The organism is Cupriavidus ulmosensis, assembly GCF_977008105.1.
In genome coordinates, this window is the sequence record NZ_CDRMWP010000001.1 from 214413 (window position 1) to 229549 (window position 15137).

The 15137-nt window shown below is 70.2% G+C and carries 16 protein-coding genes; 8 read left to right on the top strand and 8 right to left on the bottom strand.

Going from position 1 to position 15137, the window contains the following annotated elements:
- Positions 1–71: 71 nt before the first annotated feature.
- From ACWTPI_RS00940 to ACWTPI_RS00960, 5 genes are all read right to left on the bottom strand, one after another.
- On the bottom strand, positions 72–587 hold the full coding sequence (locus ACWTPI_RS00940; protein WP_454730749.1) for a hypothetical protein: 516 nt from the start codon (positions 585–587) through the stop codon (positions 72–74).
- A complete protein-coding gene (gene zigA, locus ACWTPI_RS00945; protein ID WP_454730750.1) occupies positions 544–1893 on the bottom strand; it encodes a zinc metallochaperone GTPase ZigA in 1350 nt (449 codons plus the stop codon). Before zigA ends, ACWTPI_RS00940 begins: the two co-directional genes overlap by 44 nt.
- Before the next feature lie 269 nt (positions 1894–2162).
- On the bottom strand, positions 2163–2849 hold the full coding sequence (gene dksA / locus ACWTPI_RS00950; RefSeq protein ID WP_231401717.1) for an RNA polymerase-binding protein DksA: 687 nt from the start codon (positions 2847–2849) through the stop codon (positions 2163–2165).
- A 302-nt stretch (positions 2850–3151) separates the two neighbouring features.
- Positions 3152–4228 (bottom strand): CobW family GTP-binding protein, encoded by a 1077-nt coding sequence (locus ACWTPI_RS00955; protein WP_454730751.1) that lies wholly within the window; start codon positions 4226–4228, stop codon positions 3152–3154.
- A gap of 97 nt (positions 4229–4325) precedes the next feature.
- Positions 4326–4802 (bottom strand): Fur family transcriptional regulator, encoded by a 477-nt coding sequence (locus tag ACWTPI_RS00960; protein WP_156174016.1) that lies wholly within the window; start codon positions 4800–4802, stop codon positions 4326–4328.
- Between the two features lie 300 nt (positions 4803–5102).
- Between ACWTPI_RS00960 and ACWTPI_RS00965 the strand changes: the two genes are divergently transcribed.
- The 7 genes from ACWTPI_RS00965 (at position 5103) to ACWTPI_RS00995 (ending at position 11319) form a co-directional block, all read left to right on the top strand.
- Positions 5103–6002, top strand: coding sequence for an alpha/beta fold hydrolase (locus ACWTPI_RS00965; protein ID WP_454730752.1), 900 nt, complete (start codon positions 5103–5105; stop codon positions 6000–6002).
- Between the two features lie 306 nt (positions 6003–6308).
- A complete protein-coding gene (locus tag ACWTPI_RS00970) occupies positions 6309–7295 on the top strand; it encodes a tripartite tricarboxylate transporter substrate-binding protein (protein WP_059414814.1) in 987 nt (328 codons plus the stop codon).
- Between the two features lie 311 nt (positions 7296–7606).
- A complete protein-coding gene (hslV, locus tag ACWTPI_RS00975; RefSeq protein WP_020205158.1) occupies positions 7607–8143 on the top strand; it encodes an ATP-dependent protease subunit HslV in 537 nt (178 codons plus the stop codon).
- 66 nt (positions 8144–8209) lie between these two features.
- Positions 8210–9541 carry an ATP-dependent protease ATPase subunit HslU gene (hslU, locus tag ACWTPI_RS00980; protein WP_454730753.1) on the top strand — a complete coding sequence of 444 codons (1332 nt, stop codon included), beginning with the start codon at positions 8210–8212 and terminating at the stop codon, positions 9539–9541.
- Between the two features lie 234 nt (positions 9542–9775).
- Positions 9776–10354 (top strand): hypothetical protein, encoded by a 579-nt coding sequence (locus ACWTPI_RS00985; protein WP_454730754.1) that lies wholly within the window; start codon positions 9776–9778, stop codon positions 10352–10354.
- Positions 10355–10492: 138 nt separating this feature from the next.
- The gene (locus ACWTPI_RS00990) at positions 10493–10696 is read left to right on the top strand and encodes a CsbD family protein (protein ID WP_020205155.1); all 204 of its coding nucleotides are present in this window, start codon (positions 10493–10495) and stop codon (positions 10694–10696) included.
- A 257-nt stretch (positions 10697–10953) separates the two neighbouring features.
- Positions 10954–11319, top strand: a complete 366-nt coding sequence (locus tag ACWTPI_RS00995; RefSeq protein WP_454730755.1) for a hypothetical protein — start codon at positions 10954–10956, stop codon at positions 11317–11319.
- 44 nt (positions 11320–11363) lie between these two features.
- On the opposite strand, the gene ACWTPI_RS01000 is transcribed toward ACWTPI_RS00995, so the two are convergent.
- Entirely contained in the window at positions 11364–11984 is a 621-nt protein-coding gene (locus ACWTPI_RS01000) for a response regulator transcription factor (protein ID WP_020205153.1), read from the bottom strand.
- On the bottom strand, positions 11981–13432 hold the full coding sequence (locus ACWTPI_RS01005; protein WP_454730756.1) for an ATP-binding protein: 1452 nt from the start codon (positions 13430–13432) through the stop codon (positions 11981–11983). The genes ACWTPI_RS01000 and ACWTPI_RS01005 overlap by 4 nt, the downstream gene beginning before the upstream one ends.
- 180 nt (positions 13433–13612) lie before the next feature.
- On the opposite strand from ACWTPI_RS01005, the gene ACWTPI_RS01010 reads away from it, so the two are divergent.
- Positions 13613–14098, top strand: a complete 486-nt coding sequence (locus tag ACWTPI_RS01010) for a copper chaperone PCu(A)C (protein WP_454730757.1) — start codon at positions 13613–13615, stop codon at positions 14096–14098.
- Between the two features lie 66 nt (positions 14099–14164).
- On the opposite strand, the gene ACWTPI_RS01015 is transcribed toward ACWTPI_RS01010, so the two are convergent.
- Positions 14165–15100 carry a LysR family transcriptional regulator gene (locus ACWTPI_RS01015; protein ID WP_020205150.1) on the bottom strand — a complete coding sequence of 312 codons (936 nt, stop codon included), beginning with the start codon at positions 15098–15100 and terminating at the stop codon, positions 14165–14167.
- Positions 15101–15137 lie beyond the last annotated feature (37 nt).

Sequence of the window (15137 nt, forward strand, 5' to 3'; positions counted from 1 at the left end):
GCGTGGCAGGCTGCGTGTGTGGCGCGGTGCGTCAGGAAGCGGGCGGCGGCGCGGCGGCCGCGGCCCGGATGTCAGGCGAGGGCGGAGGCGGCGGGCGGGGCGCGCGGGTGGAAGGGCCGGGCCGGAGGCAGGTCAGGCTTGCGCCAGCCCTTGGCGGGCGGCAGCGGGGACTGGAGATGGGTCAGCGCCGGCAGGGCCGGCGTGCCGCAATGGCTGGCGGCCACGGTGGCGCCGTCGAACAGGACGCAGAAGTGTCCCGCCGCGCCGGCGGACAGCGGGACGGCGGGTTCGGGCTGGAGGTCGTCGTCCGTGTCCATGTCCGTGTCCGCGGCCAGTTCGGCGGCGGCCAGGGCGGAGCCGGCGGCGTCATTGATGGCGTCGGCGGATGCCTGCGCCGGCAGGTACGGCATCGCGCCGTGGTGGACGCGGTGGGTCAGCCCGGCGTGCTGGGCCAGCAGCAGGCACAGCGCGAGCCACAGCGCCGGCCACAGGCCGAGGCCGCGCGCGCGGCGGCGCTGCAGGCGCCGCCAGGGCGGGACCGGCCTAGCGGGCATGCCCGCCGTGACCATCGTCGCCGTCGTGGCCATCGTCGTGGTCGCCGTGATCGTGCGCGTGGCCATGATGGTGGCCGTGGTCGCCGCAGCCGCAGTCGTCGCCGTGCACGTGGTCGTCGTCGAGTCCGTCTTCCCAGGACGGGAACGGGTCGGGATAACTCGCCCAGGCCGCCGGGCCGGCCGCCATTTCGGCGTCGGTCAGCAGGCAGGCATCGAGCAGCGCCTCGAGCGCGGGGCGGTCGAGGTCCTGGCCGATCAGCACCAGTTCCTGGCGGCGGTCGCCGAACGGGGCGGGCTGGCCGTCCACGGTCATGTCGGCCTCGATCCCGGCGCGGCTGTCGTCGTCGTCGGGCCATTCGGACGCATCCAGCGCGGCCCACCAGGCGCCGGCGCCGCCGTGGCGGCACACGCCGCCGGCCTGGCCCCAGGTGCCGGCCGTGTCCATGCGCGTGGCCAGCCAGAAGAAGCCCTTGGAGCGCAGCACGCTGCCGTGCTCGCGCAGCCATTCGGTGTGGATCAGGTCGGCGAAGCGCTGCGGGTGGAACGGGCGGCGGCGCCGGTAGACGAAGCTGCCGATGCCGTAGGCCTCGCTCTCCGGCACGTGCTCGCCGCGCAGCTCGGCCAGCCAGCCGGGCGCCGCCGCGGCGGCGTCGAAGTCGAAGCGGCCGGTGTCGAGCACGCTGTCCAGCGGCACCTTGCCGAAGCTGGCCGGCACGATGGCCGCGCGCGGGTTGAGCGAGCGCAGGATGCCGGTCAGGCGCGCGCGCTCGGCGTCGCCGACGAGGTCGAGCTTGTTGAGCACGATCACGTCGCAGAACTCGACCTGCTCGATCAGCAGGTCGACCACGGTGCGGTCGTCGTCCTCGTCGCGCGCCTGGCCGCGGTCCTGGAGGAAATCGGCTTCGTTGAAGTCCTGCAGGAAGTGCGCGGCGTCGACCACCGTCACCAGGGTGTCGAGGCGCGCCAGGCTGTCCAGCGCCACGCCCTGCTCGTCGGCGAAGGTGAAGGTCTCGGCCACCGGCAGCGGCTCGGCCACGCCGGTCGATTCCACCAGCAGGTAGTCGAAGCGGCCTTCGCGCGCGAGCTTGGCCACCTCGACCAGCAGGTCCTCGCGTAGCGTGCAGCAGATGCAGCCGTTGGACAGCTCCACCAGGCGCTCGCCGCTCTGCGCCACCATGCCGTCGGCAACCAGGCGGGCATCGATGTTCACGTCCGCGAGGTCGTTGACGATCACGGCCACGCGCCTGCCTTCGCGGTTGGCGAGGATGTGGTTCAGCAGGGTGGTCTTGCCGGCACCGAGGAATCCGGACAGCACGGTGACGGGCAGGCGATCGGCCATGACGGGAAGGCGCGCCCGGCGAGGTGCGCGCATGTTATTGCAACAAAGTTGCGACTGTATCAGAAAGCGGGTGTTTCGGGGCCGCCGCGGCCGATATTGCGCCCGGCCATGCCGGGGCGGCGGGCGGCAGTTCTCCCGCCGTGCCTAATGATAGGCCGGTGACGTGACACCGCAAAGACGTGCCGGACAGGGCACCGGCGCGGCGGCGCGCGGCCAAGCAAAACGGCCCGGGGAACCGGGCCGTCTGGGAGCGCGCCGGCGGGTCCGGCTCAGTCGCCGAACAGCTTCTGGCGCAATTCGCGGCGCTGCTGGGCTTCCAGCGAGAGCGTGGCGGTGGGGCGCGCCAGCAGGCGCGGCACGCCGATCGGCTCGCCGGTTTCCTCGCACCAGCCGTAGTCGCCGGACTCGATGCGGGCCAGCGACTGCTCCACCTTCTTGAGCAGCTTGCGTTCGCGGTCGCGCGTGCGCAGCTCCAGGGCGTGCTCTTCCTCGATGGTGGCGCGGTCGGCCGGATCGGGCACGATCACCGTTTCGCGCAGGTGCTCGGTGGTCTGATCGGCGTTCTTCAGGATGTCGTCGCGCAGCTGCTCAAGGCGATTCTTGAAAAAGGCCAGTTGCGCCTCGTTCATGTAATCCTTGTCGCCCATCTTCAGGATTTCAGCTTCAGTCAGAAGTTTATTGCTGCTCATGGTTGCTGCTGATTCTCTTGTTGATGCGACCGGCGGCGTCTTGGTCCGCTCGGGTGCAGTGTCCTGCCGCTTGCGCGGCGTGGACGTTTCGCTCTGGCTGGCTGCAGTCTTGCTGCTTTGCGTGCCCCCCTTGGCCTCGCCCGCACCGGCGTGCACCGTACTGCCGCGGGGAGCGGGCGCAGCCTTGGTGGGCCGCGCCTTCAGCGTCTCGGCCGCAGCGCTACCGTTCTTGCTGCGGCTTTCTTTCGTTTTCGTTGCGGCTACCATGGGACACCTCTTTTCTCGCGTCGGTCGATATCGGCGCGGAACCTGTGCCCCAAGCGGAGGGCGGTCTCCGCACGAAGCACTGCGACCGCACCTGCCGGCAGCCCGCCTCATGCTGACGACGACCGCCGCCCTGCATTGCGCGGGCGCCGCCGCCGAGGCTGCGTAACCCGCACTAAATCCAGACTATTGTACTTGAACAAAAATTTTGGAGATATGGGGGAAAAGCGGGGAGTTTTCCCTGAGTTCCCGACCCCCTTGCCGGCGGGGGCGGGCGGGGCGGGCGGAGGGCGCCCGCCGCGGGGTCAGGCCAGGCAGGTCGCCAGGCCCTTCAGGATGGCGTCCTTGGGCAGGTCGACGCCGATGAAGACCATCTTGGTGCCGGGGGTCTCGTCGCCCCACTTGGCGCCGATGTCGCTGCCCATGAGCTGGTGCACGCCCTGGAACACCACCTTGCGGTCGACCGCGTCCATGTACAGCACGCCCTTGTAGCGCAGCAGGTTCTCGCCGTAGACCGAGAGGATGCCGGACAGGAATTCCTCCAGTTTGGCGTAGTTGAACGGCCGCTCGCTGCGGAACACGAACGAGCCGATGCGGTCGGTGTGGTGATGATGGTGGTGGTGATCGTGGCCGTGATGATGGTCGTGGTGGTCGTGGCCGCAGTCGTCGCCGCAGTGCTCGCCGTGCGCGTGGCCGTGGTCGTGATCGTGTTCCTCGGCCTCGGCGCGCAGGAAATCGGGGTCGATCTCGAGCTTTTCGTTCAGGTTGAAGCCGCGCAGGTCGAAGATGGTCTCGATCGGCGCCTCGCCGAAATGCGCCGTGCGCACCGGCGCGCGCGGGTTCATGTGCAGCAGGCGGTGGCGCAGCTCGGCCACGTCGGCTTCGTCCACCAGGTCCGCCTTGGTGATGAAGATGGCGTCAGCGAAGCCCACCTGGCGCTGCGCCTCCTCCTGCTTGTCGAGCTGCAGGTTGGCGTGCTTGGCGTCCACCAGCGTGATCACGGCGTCGAGCAGGTAGCGCGAGGCGATCTCGTCGTCCATGAAGAAGGTCTGCGCCACCGGGCCGGGGTTGGCCACGCCGGTGGTCTCGATCACCACGCGGTCGAAGCCGATCTCGCCGGCGTCGCGCTGCGTCATCAGCTGCGACAGCGCGGCCACGAGGTCGCCGCGGATGGTGCAGCAGATGCAGCCGTTGCTCATCTGCACGATCTGCTCGCGGCCATCCTGGACCAGGATCTCGTTGTCGATGTTTTCCTCGCCGAACTCGTTCTCGATCACGGCGATCTTCATGCCGTGCTGCTCGTTCAGGATGCGCTTGAGCAAGGTGGTCTTGCCGCTGCCGAGGAAGCCGGTCAGGATGGTGACCGGGGTCAGTTTGGACATTGTTGTTTCTCCGGGAAGGGAATACCGCTGGCCTGCCGTGCGCGGGGCCGGTGTGATTGGGGTGATGCCGGCGGCATGTGCCGGGCGGCGCGGGCGTTCATTGGCCGCGCCCGGTCGTGTGCGCGCCGCATTCGGCGCAGACGCCGTTGACGGTGAGTTCCACGTGCTCCACGGCGAAGCCGCTCGGCACCTTGGGCGCGGCCTGGGCCGGCACGCTGGCGCCGTCCAGGCAGAAGGTGCGGTCGCAGCGGCTGCAATGGAAATGGCTGTGCTGGCGGTGCGCCTGCGCGCGCGCGGCCTCGTGCTCGACCAGGCTGAAGCGGAACACGCGGTCGTGGCCGGCGCGCTTTTGCGCCAGACCCTGCTCGACCAGCCAGTCCAGCACGCGGTAGACGGTCACGCGGTCCACCGCCTCGCCGTCGGCCGGCATGCGGTCGATCACCGCCTGGTGGGTCAGCGCCTCGCTGCTCTCCATCAGGCAGGCCAGGATGCCCAGGCGCGGCTGGGTGACGCGGGCGCCCAGCTCGCGCAGGCGCTCGTGGGCGGCGTCCAGGGTGGTCGCCGCCGGCGTCATGCCGGGGGCCGGCGCGGCCAGGTTGGGGGTGGGGCTGCTGCTCATGGGCCGATTTAACCATAGCGCCGGTACTGATGCAATTCAGTTGCGTCAACTGCGCTTGGGCGGATGGCCCGGGGCGGGTCTTCCGGCCGCTTTCCGGTTGCGCGCCGCTTGTGCCCCGCTTGTGCCCCGCATGTGCTCCGCTTGTGCCCCGGTTGCGTCTATCATCGGCAACGGCAGGGCACGCGGCGCCAGGATGGCGCCGCGCGCCCCGCCGCATTGCCGCGTATTGGCCGCCGGTCCCCAGGAGACGTCCCGATGCAGAACGATGCCAGTGCCCTGCTGTTCCCCAATTTCGAGCCGTTCCGCCTGCAACTGGGCGAAGTCTCCATCGCCGGCGTGCGGGGCGGCTCCGGGCCGCCGCTGCTGCTGTTGCACGGCCATCCGCAGAGCCACCTGATCTGGCACAAGGTGGCGCCCGCGCTGGCCGACCGCTTCACCGTCATCGCCACCGACCTGCGCGGCTACGGCGGCAGCGACGCGCCGCCGGGCAGCGCCGGCCACGAGAACTACAGCAAGCGCGCGATGGCGCAGGACCAGGTGGAGGTGATGGCGCGCCTGGGCTTCGGCAGCTTCGCGCTGTGCGCGCACGACCGCGGCGCGCGCGTGGCCCACCGCCTGTGCATGGACCACCCCGGGCGCGTCACGCGCGCCATGCTGCTCGACATCGCGCCCACGCTGGCGATGTACGAGCGCACCAGCATGGCCTTTGCCGCCGCCTACTGGCACTGGTTCTTCCTGATCCAGCCGGCGCCGTTTCCCGAGACGCTCATCAATGCCGAGCCCGAGTTCTACCTGCACAAACTGATGGGGCTGCGCCACGGCGGCCCCAGCCCGTTCGCGCCCGACGCGATGGCCGCCTACGTCGCCGCCATGCGCGACCCGGCCCACGTGCACGCCATGTGCGAGGACTACCGCGCGGCGGCCACCATCGACCTGGAGCACGACCGCGCCGACCGCGCCGACGGCCGCCGCATCGAGTGCCCGCTGCGCGTGCTGTGGGGCGAGCACGGCGTGGTGGCGCGCTGCTTCGAACCGCTCTCGCTGTGGCAGGAAGTGGCCGCCGACGTCAGCGGCCAGGCGCTGCCGTGCGGGCACTACATCCCGGAGGAAGCGCCGGCGCTGCTGCAGCAGGACATGCTCGATTTCTTCCGCTGATTGTCTGGGCCGGCCCCGGCGCGGCCAGGGTGGGCCGGAAACCGGCTTTTAAGCGGCGATGGAAATGTCTTCGCGGGTTTTTCCGGATATTTGGCATTTTTCGGCATTGATAGCATTGCGCTCCGGTTGCGCGGCCCTTGCCGCGGGCCGGTGCGCCGTGCCCGTGTCATGGTCGGCGCCGCCGTCGGGATCGCTCGGATCGGGACGGCGGCGCGGGAACGGCCGCGCTCCGTCCGCGAGGACGGGCGCGCCGCTCCGGCCGGGACGGCGCCAAACGGGGAATGAGGCGGGTATCCAGGAGATAGCATGAAACGAGTTGCACAATTTGTCGCAGCCGCGCTGGCGGTGGGCGTAATGGGCACGCAGGCGGGCGCGCAGGCGCAGGAATTCCCGGGCAGCAAGCCGGTCTCGGCCGTGGTGCCGTTCGCGGCGGGCGGCCCGACCGACAAGGTCGCGCGCGAGCTGGTGATGATCATGTCCAAGCACCTGGGCACCACGATGGTGATCGAGAACCTCGGCGGCGCCGGCGGCACCATCGGCGCCAAGAAGGTCGCCCAGTCCAAGAACGACGGCTACACCATCCTGATCCACCACATCGGCATGTCGACGGCGCCGGCGCTGTACCGCAACCTCGGCTTCGATCCGCTCAAGGACTTCGAGACCGTGGGCGAGATCGCCGACGTGCCGATGGTGATGGTCGGCAACAAGAACCTGCCGCCGAACAACTTCAAGGACCTGCTGCCGTACATCAAAGCCAACGCCGCCAAGCTGTCGCTGGCCAACGCCGGCATCGGCTCGGCCTCGCACCTGTGCGGGCTGCTGTTCCAGAGCGCGATCCAGACCGAGCTGACCACGGTGCCCTACAAGGGCACGGCACCGGCGCTGACCGACATCCTGGGCGGGCAGGTCAACCTGATGTGCGACCAGACCACCAATATCGCCGGCCAGCTCAAGGCCGGTTCGCTCAAGCCCTACGCCGCCATGCAGAGCCGCCGCGTGGAAGCGTTCAAGGACATCCCGACCGCGGCCGAGCAGGGCCTGCCCGGCGTGGAAGTGAAGATCTGGCACGCCATGTACGCGCCCAAGGGCACGCCCAAGCCGGTGGTGGACAAGCTGTCCGCCGCGCTGCAGAAGGCCGTGACCGACCCCAACTTCCGCGCCAAGATGGCCGAGCTGGGCGCCGAGGCGGTGCCGGCCCAGCGCGCCACGCCGGATTCGCTCAAGACCTTCCTGACCGCCGAAATCGGCAAGTGGACGCCGGTCATCAAGAAGGCCGGGGTGTACGCCGACTGAGCCTCCGGCCAGCCGGAATGAAGAAAAGGCCACGCGCGACGCGTGGCCTTTTTGCTTTTGCGCCGCTTCTGCGCCGTTTCTGCACCGCTCTTGCGCCGCTTCTGCGCCGTTCCCGCGCGGCCGGCCGGCATCCCGCCGGGTCTGCCGGGCTGGCCCGTTGGCGGCCCGGCCTGTCCGCTGCGCCGCGCGGCGCTCGTCTATATTGGTCTGGTGCCGCCGTCCGGCAGCCGGTCGGGGCGTCGCCGCCGCGGCCCTTGAATTCGTTGCTACCGTCGCCAAGTAGCCCCCAGACATATTCTCGCGAAGGCATCATGGAACAGTATCACGGCACTACCATCGTCAGCGTGCGGCGCGGCAACCAGGTTGCGCTCGGCGGTGACGGTCAGGTCACTCTCGGCAATGTCGTCATGAAGGGCACGGCGCGCAAGGTGCGCCGCATCTACAACGGCAAGGTCCTGGTCGGCTTCGCCGGCAGCACGGCCGACGCGTTCTCGCTGCTCGACCGCTTCGAGGCCAAGCTCGAGAAATACCAGGGCAACCTGACCCGCGCCGCCGTCGACCTCGCCAAGGACTGGCGCTCGGACCGCGCGCTGCGCCGGCTCGAAGCCATGCTCATCACCGCGGACCGCGACACCACGCTGGTCATCACCGGCAACGGCGACGTGCTCGACCCCGAAGGCGGCATCGCCGCGATCGGCTCGGGTGGCGTCTACGCCCAGTCGGCGGCCAAGGCCCTGGTGGAGAACACCGACCTCGGGCCCAGGGACATCGTGGAAAAGTCGCTCGGCATCGCCGGCGAGCTCTGCATCTACACCAACACCAACTTCGTCATCGAGACGCTGGAATAAGCGTCGGCCGGCCCCCGCGCCGCCGCCGGCGCGAGGCCTGCGCGTCTCCTTTCTTGAACGGATACCATGCCGCATACCATGACCCCGTCGGAAATCGTTTCCGAACTCGACAAGCACATCATCGGCCAGAACAAGGCCAAGAAGGCGGTGGCCGTCGCGCTGCGCAACCGCTGGCGCCGCCAGCAGGTGGAAGAACCCCTGCGCCAGGAAATCACCCCGAAGAACATCCTCATGATCGGGCCGACCGGCGTCGGCAAGACCGAGATCGCGCGCCGCCTGGCCAAGCTGGCCGACGCGCCTTTCATCAAGATCGAGGCGACCAAGTTCACGGAAGTGGGCTACGTCGGCCGCGACGTGGACACCATTGTGCGCGATCTCGCCGAGATGGCGGTCAAGCAGGCGCGCGAGTCCGAGATGAAGAAGGTGCGCACCAAGGCCGAGGAAGCCGCCGAGGACCGCCTGCTCGACGTGCTGCTGCCGCCGCCGCGCGACATCGGCTTCAACCAGCCCGAGGAAAAGGATTCCAACACCCGCCAGGTGTTCCGCAAGAAGCTGCGCGAAGGCCAGCTCGACGACAAGGAAATCGAGCTCGAGGTCTCCGCCGGCACGCCCAGCATGGACATCATGGGTCCGCCGGGCATGGAAGACATGACCGAGCAGATCCGCACCATGTTCGCGGGCCTGGGCCAGGGCAAGAAGGCGCGCCGCAAGATGAAGGTGGCCGAAGCGTTCAAGCTGCTGATCGACGAGGAAGCCGCCAAGCTGCTCAACGACGAGGAGCTCAAGCACAAGGCGGTGGCCAACGTGGAGCAGAACGGCATCGTGTTCCTCGACGAGATCGACAAGATCGCCAGCCGCAGCGAGCTGGGCGGCGGCGAAGTGTCGCGCCAGGGCGTGCAGCGCGACCTGCTGCCGCTGGTCGAGGGCACCACGGTGAACACCAAATACGGCATGATCAAGACCGATCACATCCTGTTCATCGCCTCCGGCGCGTTCCACCTGTCCAAGCCGAGCGACCTGATCCCGGAACTGCAGGGCCGCTTCCCGATCCGCGTCGAGCTGGAGTCGCTGTCGGTGTCCGACTTCGAAGCCATCCTGACGCAGACCGACGCCAGCCTGACCAAGCAATACCAGGCGCTGCTCGGCACCGAGCAGGTCCAGCTCGTGTTCGCGCCGGACGGCATCCGCCGCCTCGCGGAGATCGCGTTCTCGGTCAACGAGAAGGTCGAGAACATCGGCGCGCGCCGCCTGTACACGGTGATGGAGCGGCTGCTGGAGGACCTGTCCTTCCACGCCGCCAGGTCGTCGGGCGAGACCGTCACCATCGACGCCGCCTATGTCGATGAGCGGCTCGGCGACCTCGCCGGCAACGAGGACCTGTCGCGCTACGTGCTGTAAGCCGCCGCCCCGGCAGCCAGCCCCGATCGCCCCGCGTGGACACGCTCCACGCGGGGCGATCCGCATTTGGGGCCTGCCTATGCCAACTGTGGGAATCGTCTGACGCGGCTTTCGGAGCCGCACGCCTGCTTGCGCGCGGGCTTGCTGCGTAACCTGTTCATACGGTGTGGGCCAGAGCGGACCGCAGGCCGGAGCCGCCATCCACGCCATGCCGTCACTGAAAAGGAGCATGACATGATGAAGAAATGGCTGATTGCCACAGCATGTTCGATGATGATCGCCGCCCCCGCCGGTCATGCGCTGGCCCAGGGCGCGCCGGGATCCAAGGCGGACTATGACGCCGCCGTGAAGACGGCCAACGCCGGCTACAAGGCCGCGCGGGCTCGCTGCGACAGCCTCAAGGACAACGCCCGGGACGTGTGCGTGAAGGAGGCCAGGCGCGACCAGGACGTAGCCAAGGCCAACGCCGAAGCCACCCGCGACGGCACCGCGAAGGCCCGCGCCAAGGCCGAGAAGGTCAAGGCCGACGCCGACTACGACGTCGCCAAGGAAAAGTGCGACGACCGCAAGGGCAACGACAAGGACGTGTGCGTGAAGGAAGCCAAGGCCGCCCACGAGCAGGCGCTCGGCGCGGCCAAGGTCGACAAGGCCGCCGCCACCGGCACCAGTACCGACGTGGCCGAGGCGCGCCGCGACGCCAGGAAGGACACCGTCGACGCCAGCTACAAGGCCGACAAGGAAAAGTGCGACGCGCTGTCCGGCGACGCCAAGGACAAGTGCCAGGCCAACGTGCAGGCCAGGTACGCCAGGTAACCTGAAACCAGCGCTGAAACCAGCGCCGAAACCAGCACCGAAACCAGCACCGAAACCAGCACCGAAACCAGCAGCAACCGGGCCGGCCAGCCGCGCCGCGGCGCCCCCGTCCACCGCAATCGCGACCAAGGAGCAACCATGAACTGGGATCAGATCGAAGGCAAGTGGGATCAGGCCAAGGGCAAGATCAAGGAGAAGTGGGGCCAGCTCACCGACGACGACCTCACGCAGATCCAGGGCAAGCGCGACCAGCTTGCCGGCCGCATCCAGGAACGGTACGGCTATACCAAGGAACGTGTCGAGGATGAAATGAAAGCGTGGGAGCGTGACACGCGCTGGTAAGGACCGTAAGCATTGGTAAGCGCGCTGGCAAGCGCTACCGTGCGATGACAAAGTGGCGGCCGGCTCTCCCCCGCGGGGAGCCGGCTTGCCGCTCTCACCAGCCATCCGCGCCGCGCTCCGGCCGGCGGGGACTTGACGGTGCAGCGGCGCAGGTCATCTCCACGGCCCCGCGGCGGGTCGTTCCACGGAGGCTGCCGGCCATGCCGCCGGCGGCCTTCATGACAACAACCGCAAACCGATCAGGCAGGAGGACCGAAATGAAACGCGAGCTGCTGTCCTATTTCGCCGTGCTGGGCGGCATGGCCGCCGCCACCCTGTTCCTGTGCGCGCGCCCCGATGTCGCGCCACACGCGGCGCTGGCCACGCCCGCCGCGATCCGCGCCGCCGCCGACACACACACCGGCACGCGCACCGACACACGCACTGAAACGCGCACTGAAACGCGCACCGAGACACAAGCCGGCACGCGCGCCGACGCCGTGCCGCCCGCCGCCGAACTGGCGGTCGAGGCCGGCGACCTCGGCTCGCGCGCCGACCGCCATGCCAGCGACGCGCTGCGCGTGGCGCAGCAGCCGGTGCGGGAAGACGATCTCGACTGGGACTACGTCCAGCTGCGGCTCTGACGATGCCGCGCGCGGCCCGCGCGCCGCGCTAGTGCATCAGCGCGCTAGCGCGAGACCGGCCGCTTGCCCAGCTTGCGCTGCAGCGTGCGCCGATGCATGTTGAGCGCGCGCGCGGTGGCCGAGATATTGCCGTCGTGCTCGGCCAGCACGCGCTGGATGTGTTCCCACTCCAGGCGCGCCACCGACAGCGGCACCGGCTCTTCCATCGCGGCTTCGGCCGCGTCTTCCGATACCCCCGCCATCAGCGCGGTCAGGATCGAATCCACATTGGCCGGCTTGGCCAGGTACTCGTCGGCGCCATGCTTGACCGCCGCCACCGCGGTGGCGATGCTGGCGTAGCCGGTCAGCACCAGGATGCGCGCGTCCGGCAGGGCCGCGCGCAGCGGCCCGACCAGGTGCAGGCCGGATTCCGCCGGCGCGGTGCTGCCGGCCTCGGGCGGCGCGCTCAGGTGCAGGTCCAGCGTGATGTAGGCGAACGGCGTCTGCGCGGCCAGCGCGAGCGCCTGCGCGCCGGTGTGCGCGATCTGCACCGCGTAGCCGCGGCGCGTGAGCGCGCGCGCCAGCGCGCCGGCGAACACGGCATCGTCGTCGATGACCAGGAAGGGGCCGGCATCGCCGGTGCCGGGCTGCTGCGTGGCGGCGGGGTCGTGGGAGGCGTCGGTCATGGCTGGCTCGTTGTCGTGGGTGCGGCCGTGGATGGGGCCGCGGGTGAGGCAATCGGTTGGGCTTCGGGCGGCGCGGCGACAGGCTCGGGCAGGTGCAGCTCGGCCACGGTGCCGCCTTCGTGGTGGTCGTGCCAGGCCAGCCATCCGCCCATCTGCAGCGCGGCGCTCTGCGCCAGGTAGGCGCCGATGCCCTGGCCGCCGTGCATGCTGCTCATGGGCGCCTCGCCGAGCCGCGCGCGCTGCGCCGGCGGGATGCCGAGGCCGCGGTCGGTGACGCGGAAGGTCAGCGTGGGCTGGCCCTCCTGCTTGTCGAGCACGATGGCCAGGCGCAGCGGCACCTGCGCGTGGCCGGCGGCGAGCTGGCTGCGCGCGGCGTTGTCGAGCAGGATGGTCAGGATCTGGCCCACGCGCGCGGCTTCCACCGGCAGCGCGGCGGCCTCGCCGATGGCGCTGGCTTCCAGGCGCGCATGCGGGTGGCGCAACTGCCAGCGCTCGACGAAGCCGTCCAGCCAGGCGTCCACGCGCTGCGGCGCGGCGGTCTGGTGGTCGTCGCGCAGGCGCGCCAGGATCGACTTGCACAGGTCGAGCTGCTGCTCCACGGTCTGCAGGTCGGGCAGGTAGGCGTTGACCGGGGTGGCGCCCAGGCGCGCGTCGGCGGCATCGGCGCGCAGTTCGCCCGCGATCACCGCGAGCGTGGCCAGCGGCGTGCCGATCTCGTGCGCCACGGCGGCGGCCTGGTCGTTGAGCGCCTCGATGCGCGCGTCGCGCAGCAATTGCTCGCGCGCGAGGTTGAGTTCGGCGTCGCGCTGGCGCAGCACGTTGGACAGGCGCGCCACGAACACCGCGATCATGGTGGCGCTGACGACGAAGTTCAGCCACATGCCGGCGAGGTGGTAGGTGATGGCGTTGTCCGGGTTGTGCAGGTTCAGCGGCACGTACTCGATCAGCATCACGCTGTAGCAGGCCATCGCGTAGAAGGCCAGCACCACCACGAGGCGCCACGGCAGCACCGCCCCGGCGATGGCCAGGCCGGGCAGGTAGAACGAGACGAACGGGTTGGTCGCGCCGCCGGTGAAGAACAGCGCGGCCGACAGCGCGGTCAGGTCGACCAGCAGCTGGCCCATCAGCTCGGCGTCGCTGGGCCGCGCGCCGCGCCCGCGCTGGTGGCGCAGGCGCAGGCCGGTCAGCAGGTTGAACAGCGTCTGCAGCGTGAGGATGGCCAGCAGCGGGCTGTAGGGCAGGATCACGCCGGCCACCGCCTCGCACGACACCAGCAGCAGCGCCTGCCCGCCGAGCAGCGCCCAGCGCAGCCAGAACAGGCGGCGCAGGCTCACCAGGTTGTGGCGCAGCGGGCCGGTGCGGGCGGAGGTCGCCGCGGCGGCAGCGGCAGCGGCGGACGCGGCGGCGGGAGAGGCCGGGCCGGGCGGCACGGCGGAGGAGGTATCCATGCCGCGAGTTTAACAATGGCGCGGCGCGGGCCCGCATTATGCGACACCGTGCCGCATTGGCCACCCCGCGGCGCGCTGCCAGACTGGTTCGTTGACCGCCGGCGCCGGCCACGCCGCCCGCGCCGGCATGGTCTAATGGCGCCTTTGCGACGCAAGTGAAGTTCAGTGGAGAAGATTCCCATGCAAGCCAGATTCCTCGCCGCCCTGCCCGCCGCCGCTGCCGTGCTGGCCGCGCTCTGTTCGGGCACGGCCTTCGCGCAGGTCGACGTCAGCAACGCCTGGGCCCGCGGCACCGTGCCGGCGCAGACCGCGACCGGCGTGTTCATGACCCTGCACGCGCACGAGACGGCCAGACTGGTCGGCGTGAGCACGCCCGCCGCGGCCACCGCCGAGGTCCATGAAATGAAGATGGACGGCAACGTCATGCGCATGCGCGCGGTCGGCGCGCTGGACCTGCCGCGCATGCAGGACGTGGAGCTCAAGCCGGGCGGCTACCACGTGATGCTGATGGGCCTCAAGGCGCCGCTCAAGAAGGGCGACACCGTGCCGCTGACGCTCAGGATCGAGCAGGGCGGCAAGGTGATCGAGGAGAAGGTGGACGCCGAGGTGCGCGACCTCGGGGCCGGCGCGCCCGCGGCCGGCGCGCACGGCGACCACAAGCACTGAAATTGAAGTCCCGGCTCCGGCCGGCGGTTGCGCGCTCCGGCAGTCCGGTCAGCGGTCCGGCGCGGCTCAGCGGCGCAGGCTGATCGCGTCGCCGGGCTCGTCGCCGGCCGCCACCGCCTTGACGCGCTCGCGCAGCCAGGTCTGGCCCGGGTCGGCGTCGGTGCGGTCGTGCCAGATCAGGCTGAAGGTGAAGCCCGGCAGCGCGAAGGGCGGCTCGAACACCGCGAAGCGCGCGTCGTCCTCGAACGCGGCCAGGCTGCGGCGCGCCGTGGTCAGGACCAGGTTGGTGCCGGCGATCAGCGCCGGCGCCACGCTCCAGTGGGGCAGCACGCAGGCGATCTTGCGCCGCCCGCCGGCCTTGGCCACCGCGGCGTCGATGGCGTCCACGCGCTCGCCGTGGGCCGACACCAGCACGTGCGAGCGGGCCAGGTAAGCCACCTGGTCCAGCTTGCCCTGGCCGCGCACCGTGGCCGCATCCACCATGCAGGCATAGGCTTCCTCGAACAGCGGCGCGCCGCGCATGCCTTCGGGCGGCGCCTCGAACACGCCCAGCGCGAGGTCGATCTCGCCGTCCGCCACCTTGGCCACCATGCCTTCGCGGCTGGCCTGCGAGACCACCAGGTCGATGCCCGGCGCGGCCTTGCGCACCGCGCGCAGCAGGCCGGGCAGCAGCGCCATCGCGCCGTAGTCGGACATGGCCAGGCGGAAGCTGCGGCGCGCCGTGGCGGGCTGGAAGCCCGTCGGCCCGAGCAGGATGCGCACCTGCGCCAGCGCCTCGGCCAGCGGCCCGGCCAGCTCGTGGGCGCGCGGGCTCGGCACCAGCCCGCCCTGGCCGCGCACCAGCAGCGGGTCGTCCAGCAACTGGCGCAGGCGGCCCAGCGCGTGGCTGACGGCAGGCTGGCTCAGGTGCAGGCGCAGCGCCGCGCGCGAGATATGTCGTTCGGCCAGCAGCGCTTCCAGCACCACCAGCAGGTTCAGGTCGATTGCACGTAGATCATTCATGGGGCGAATAGTAGCCGCATGAATGGGAAATGGAAAT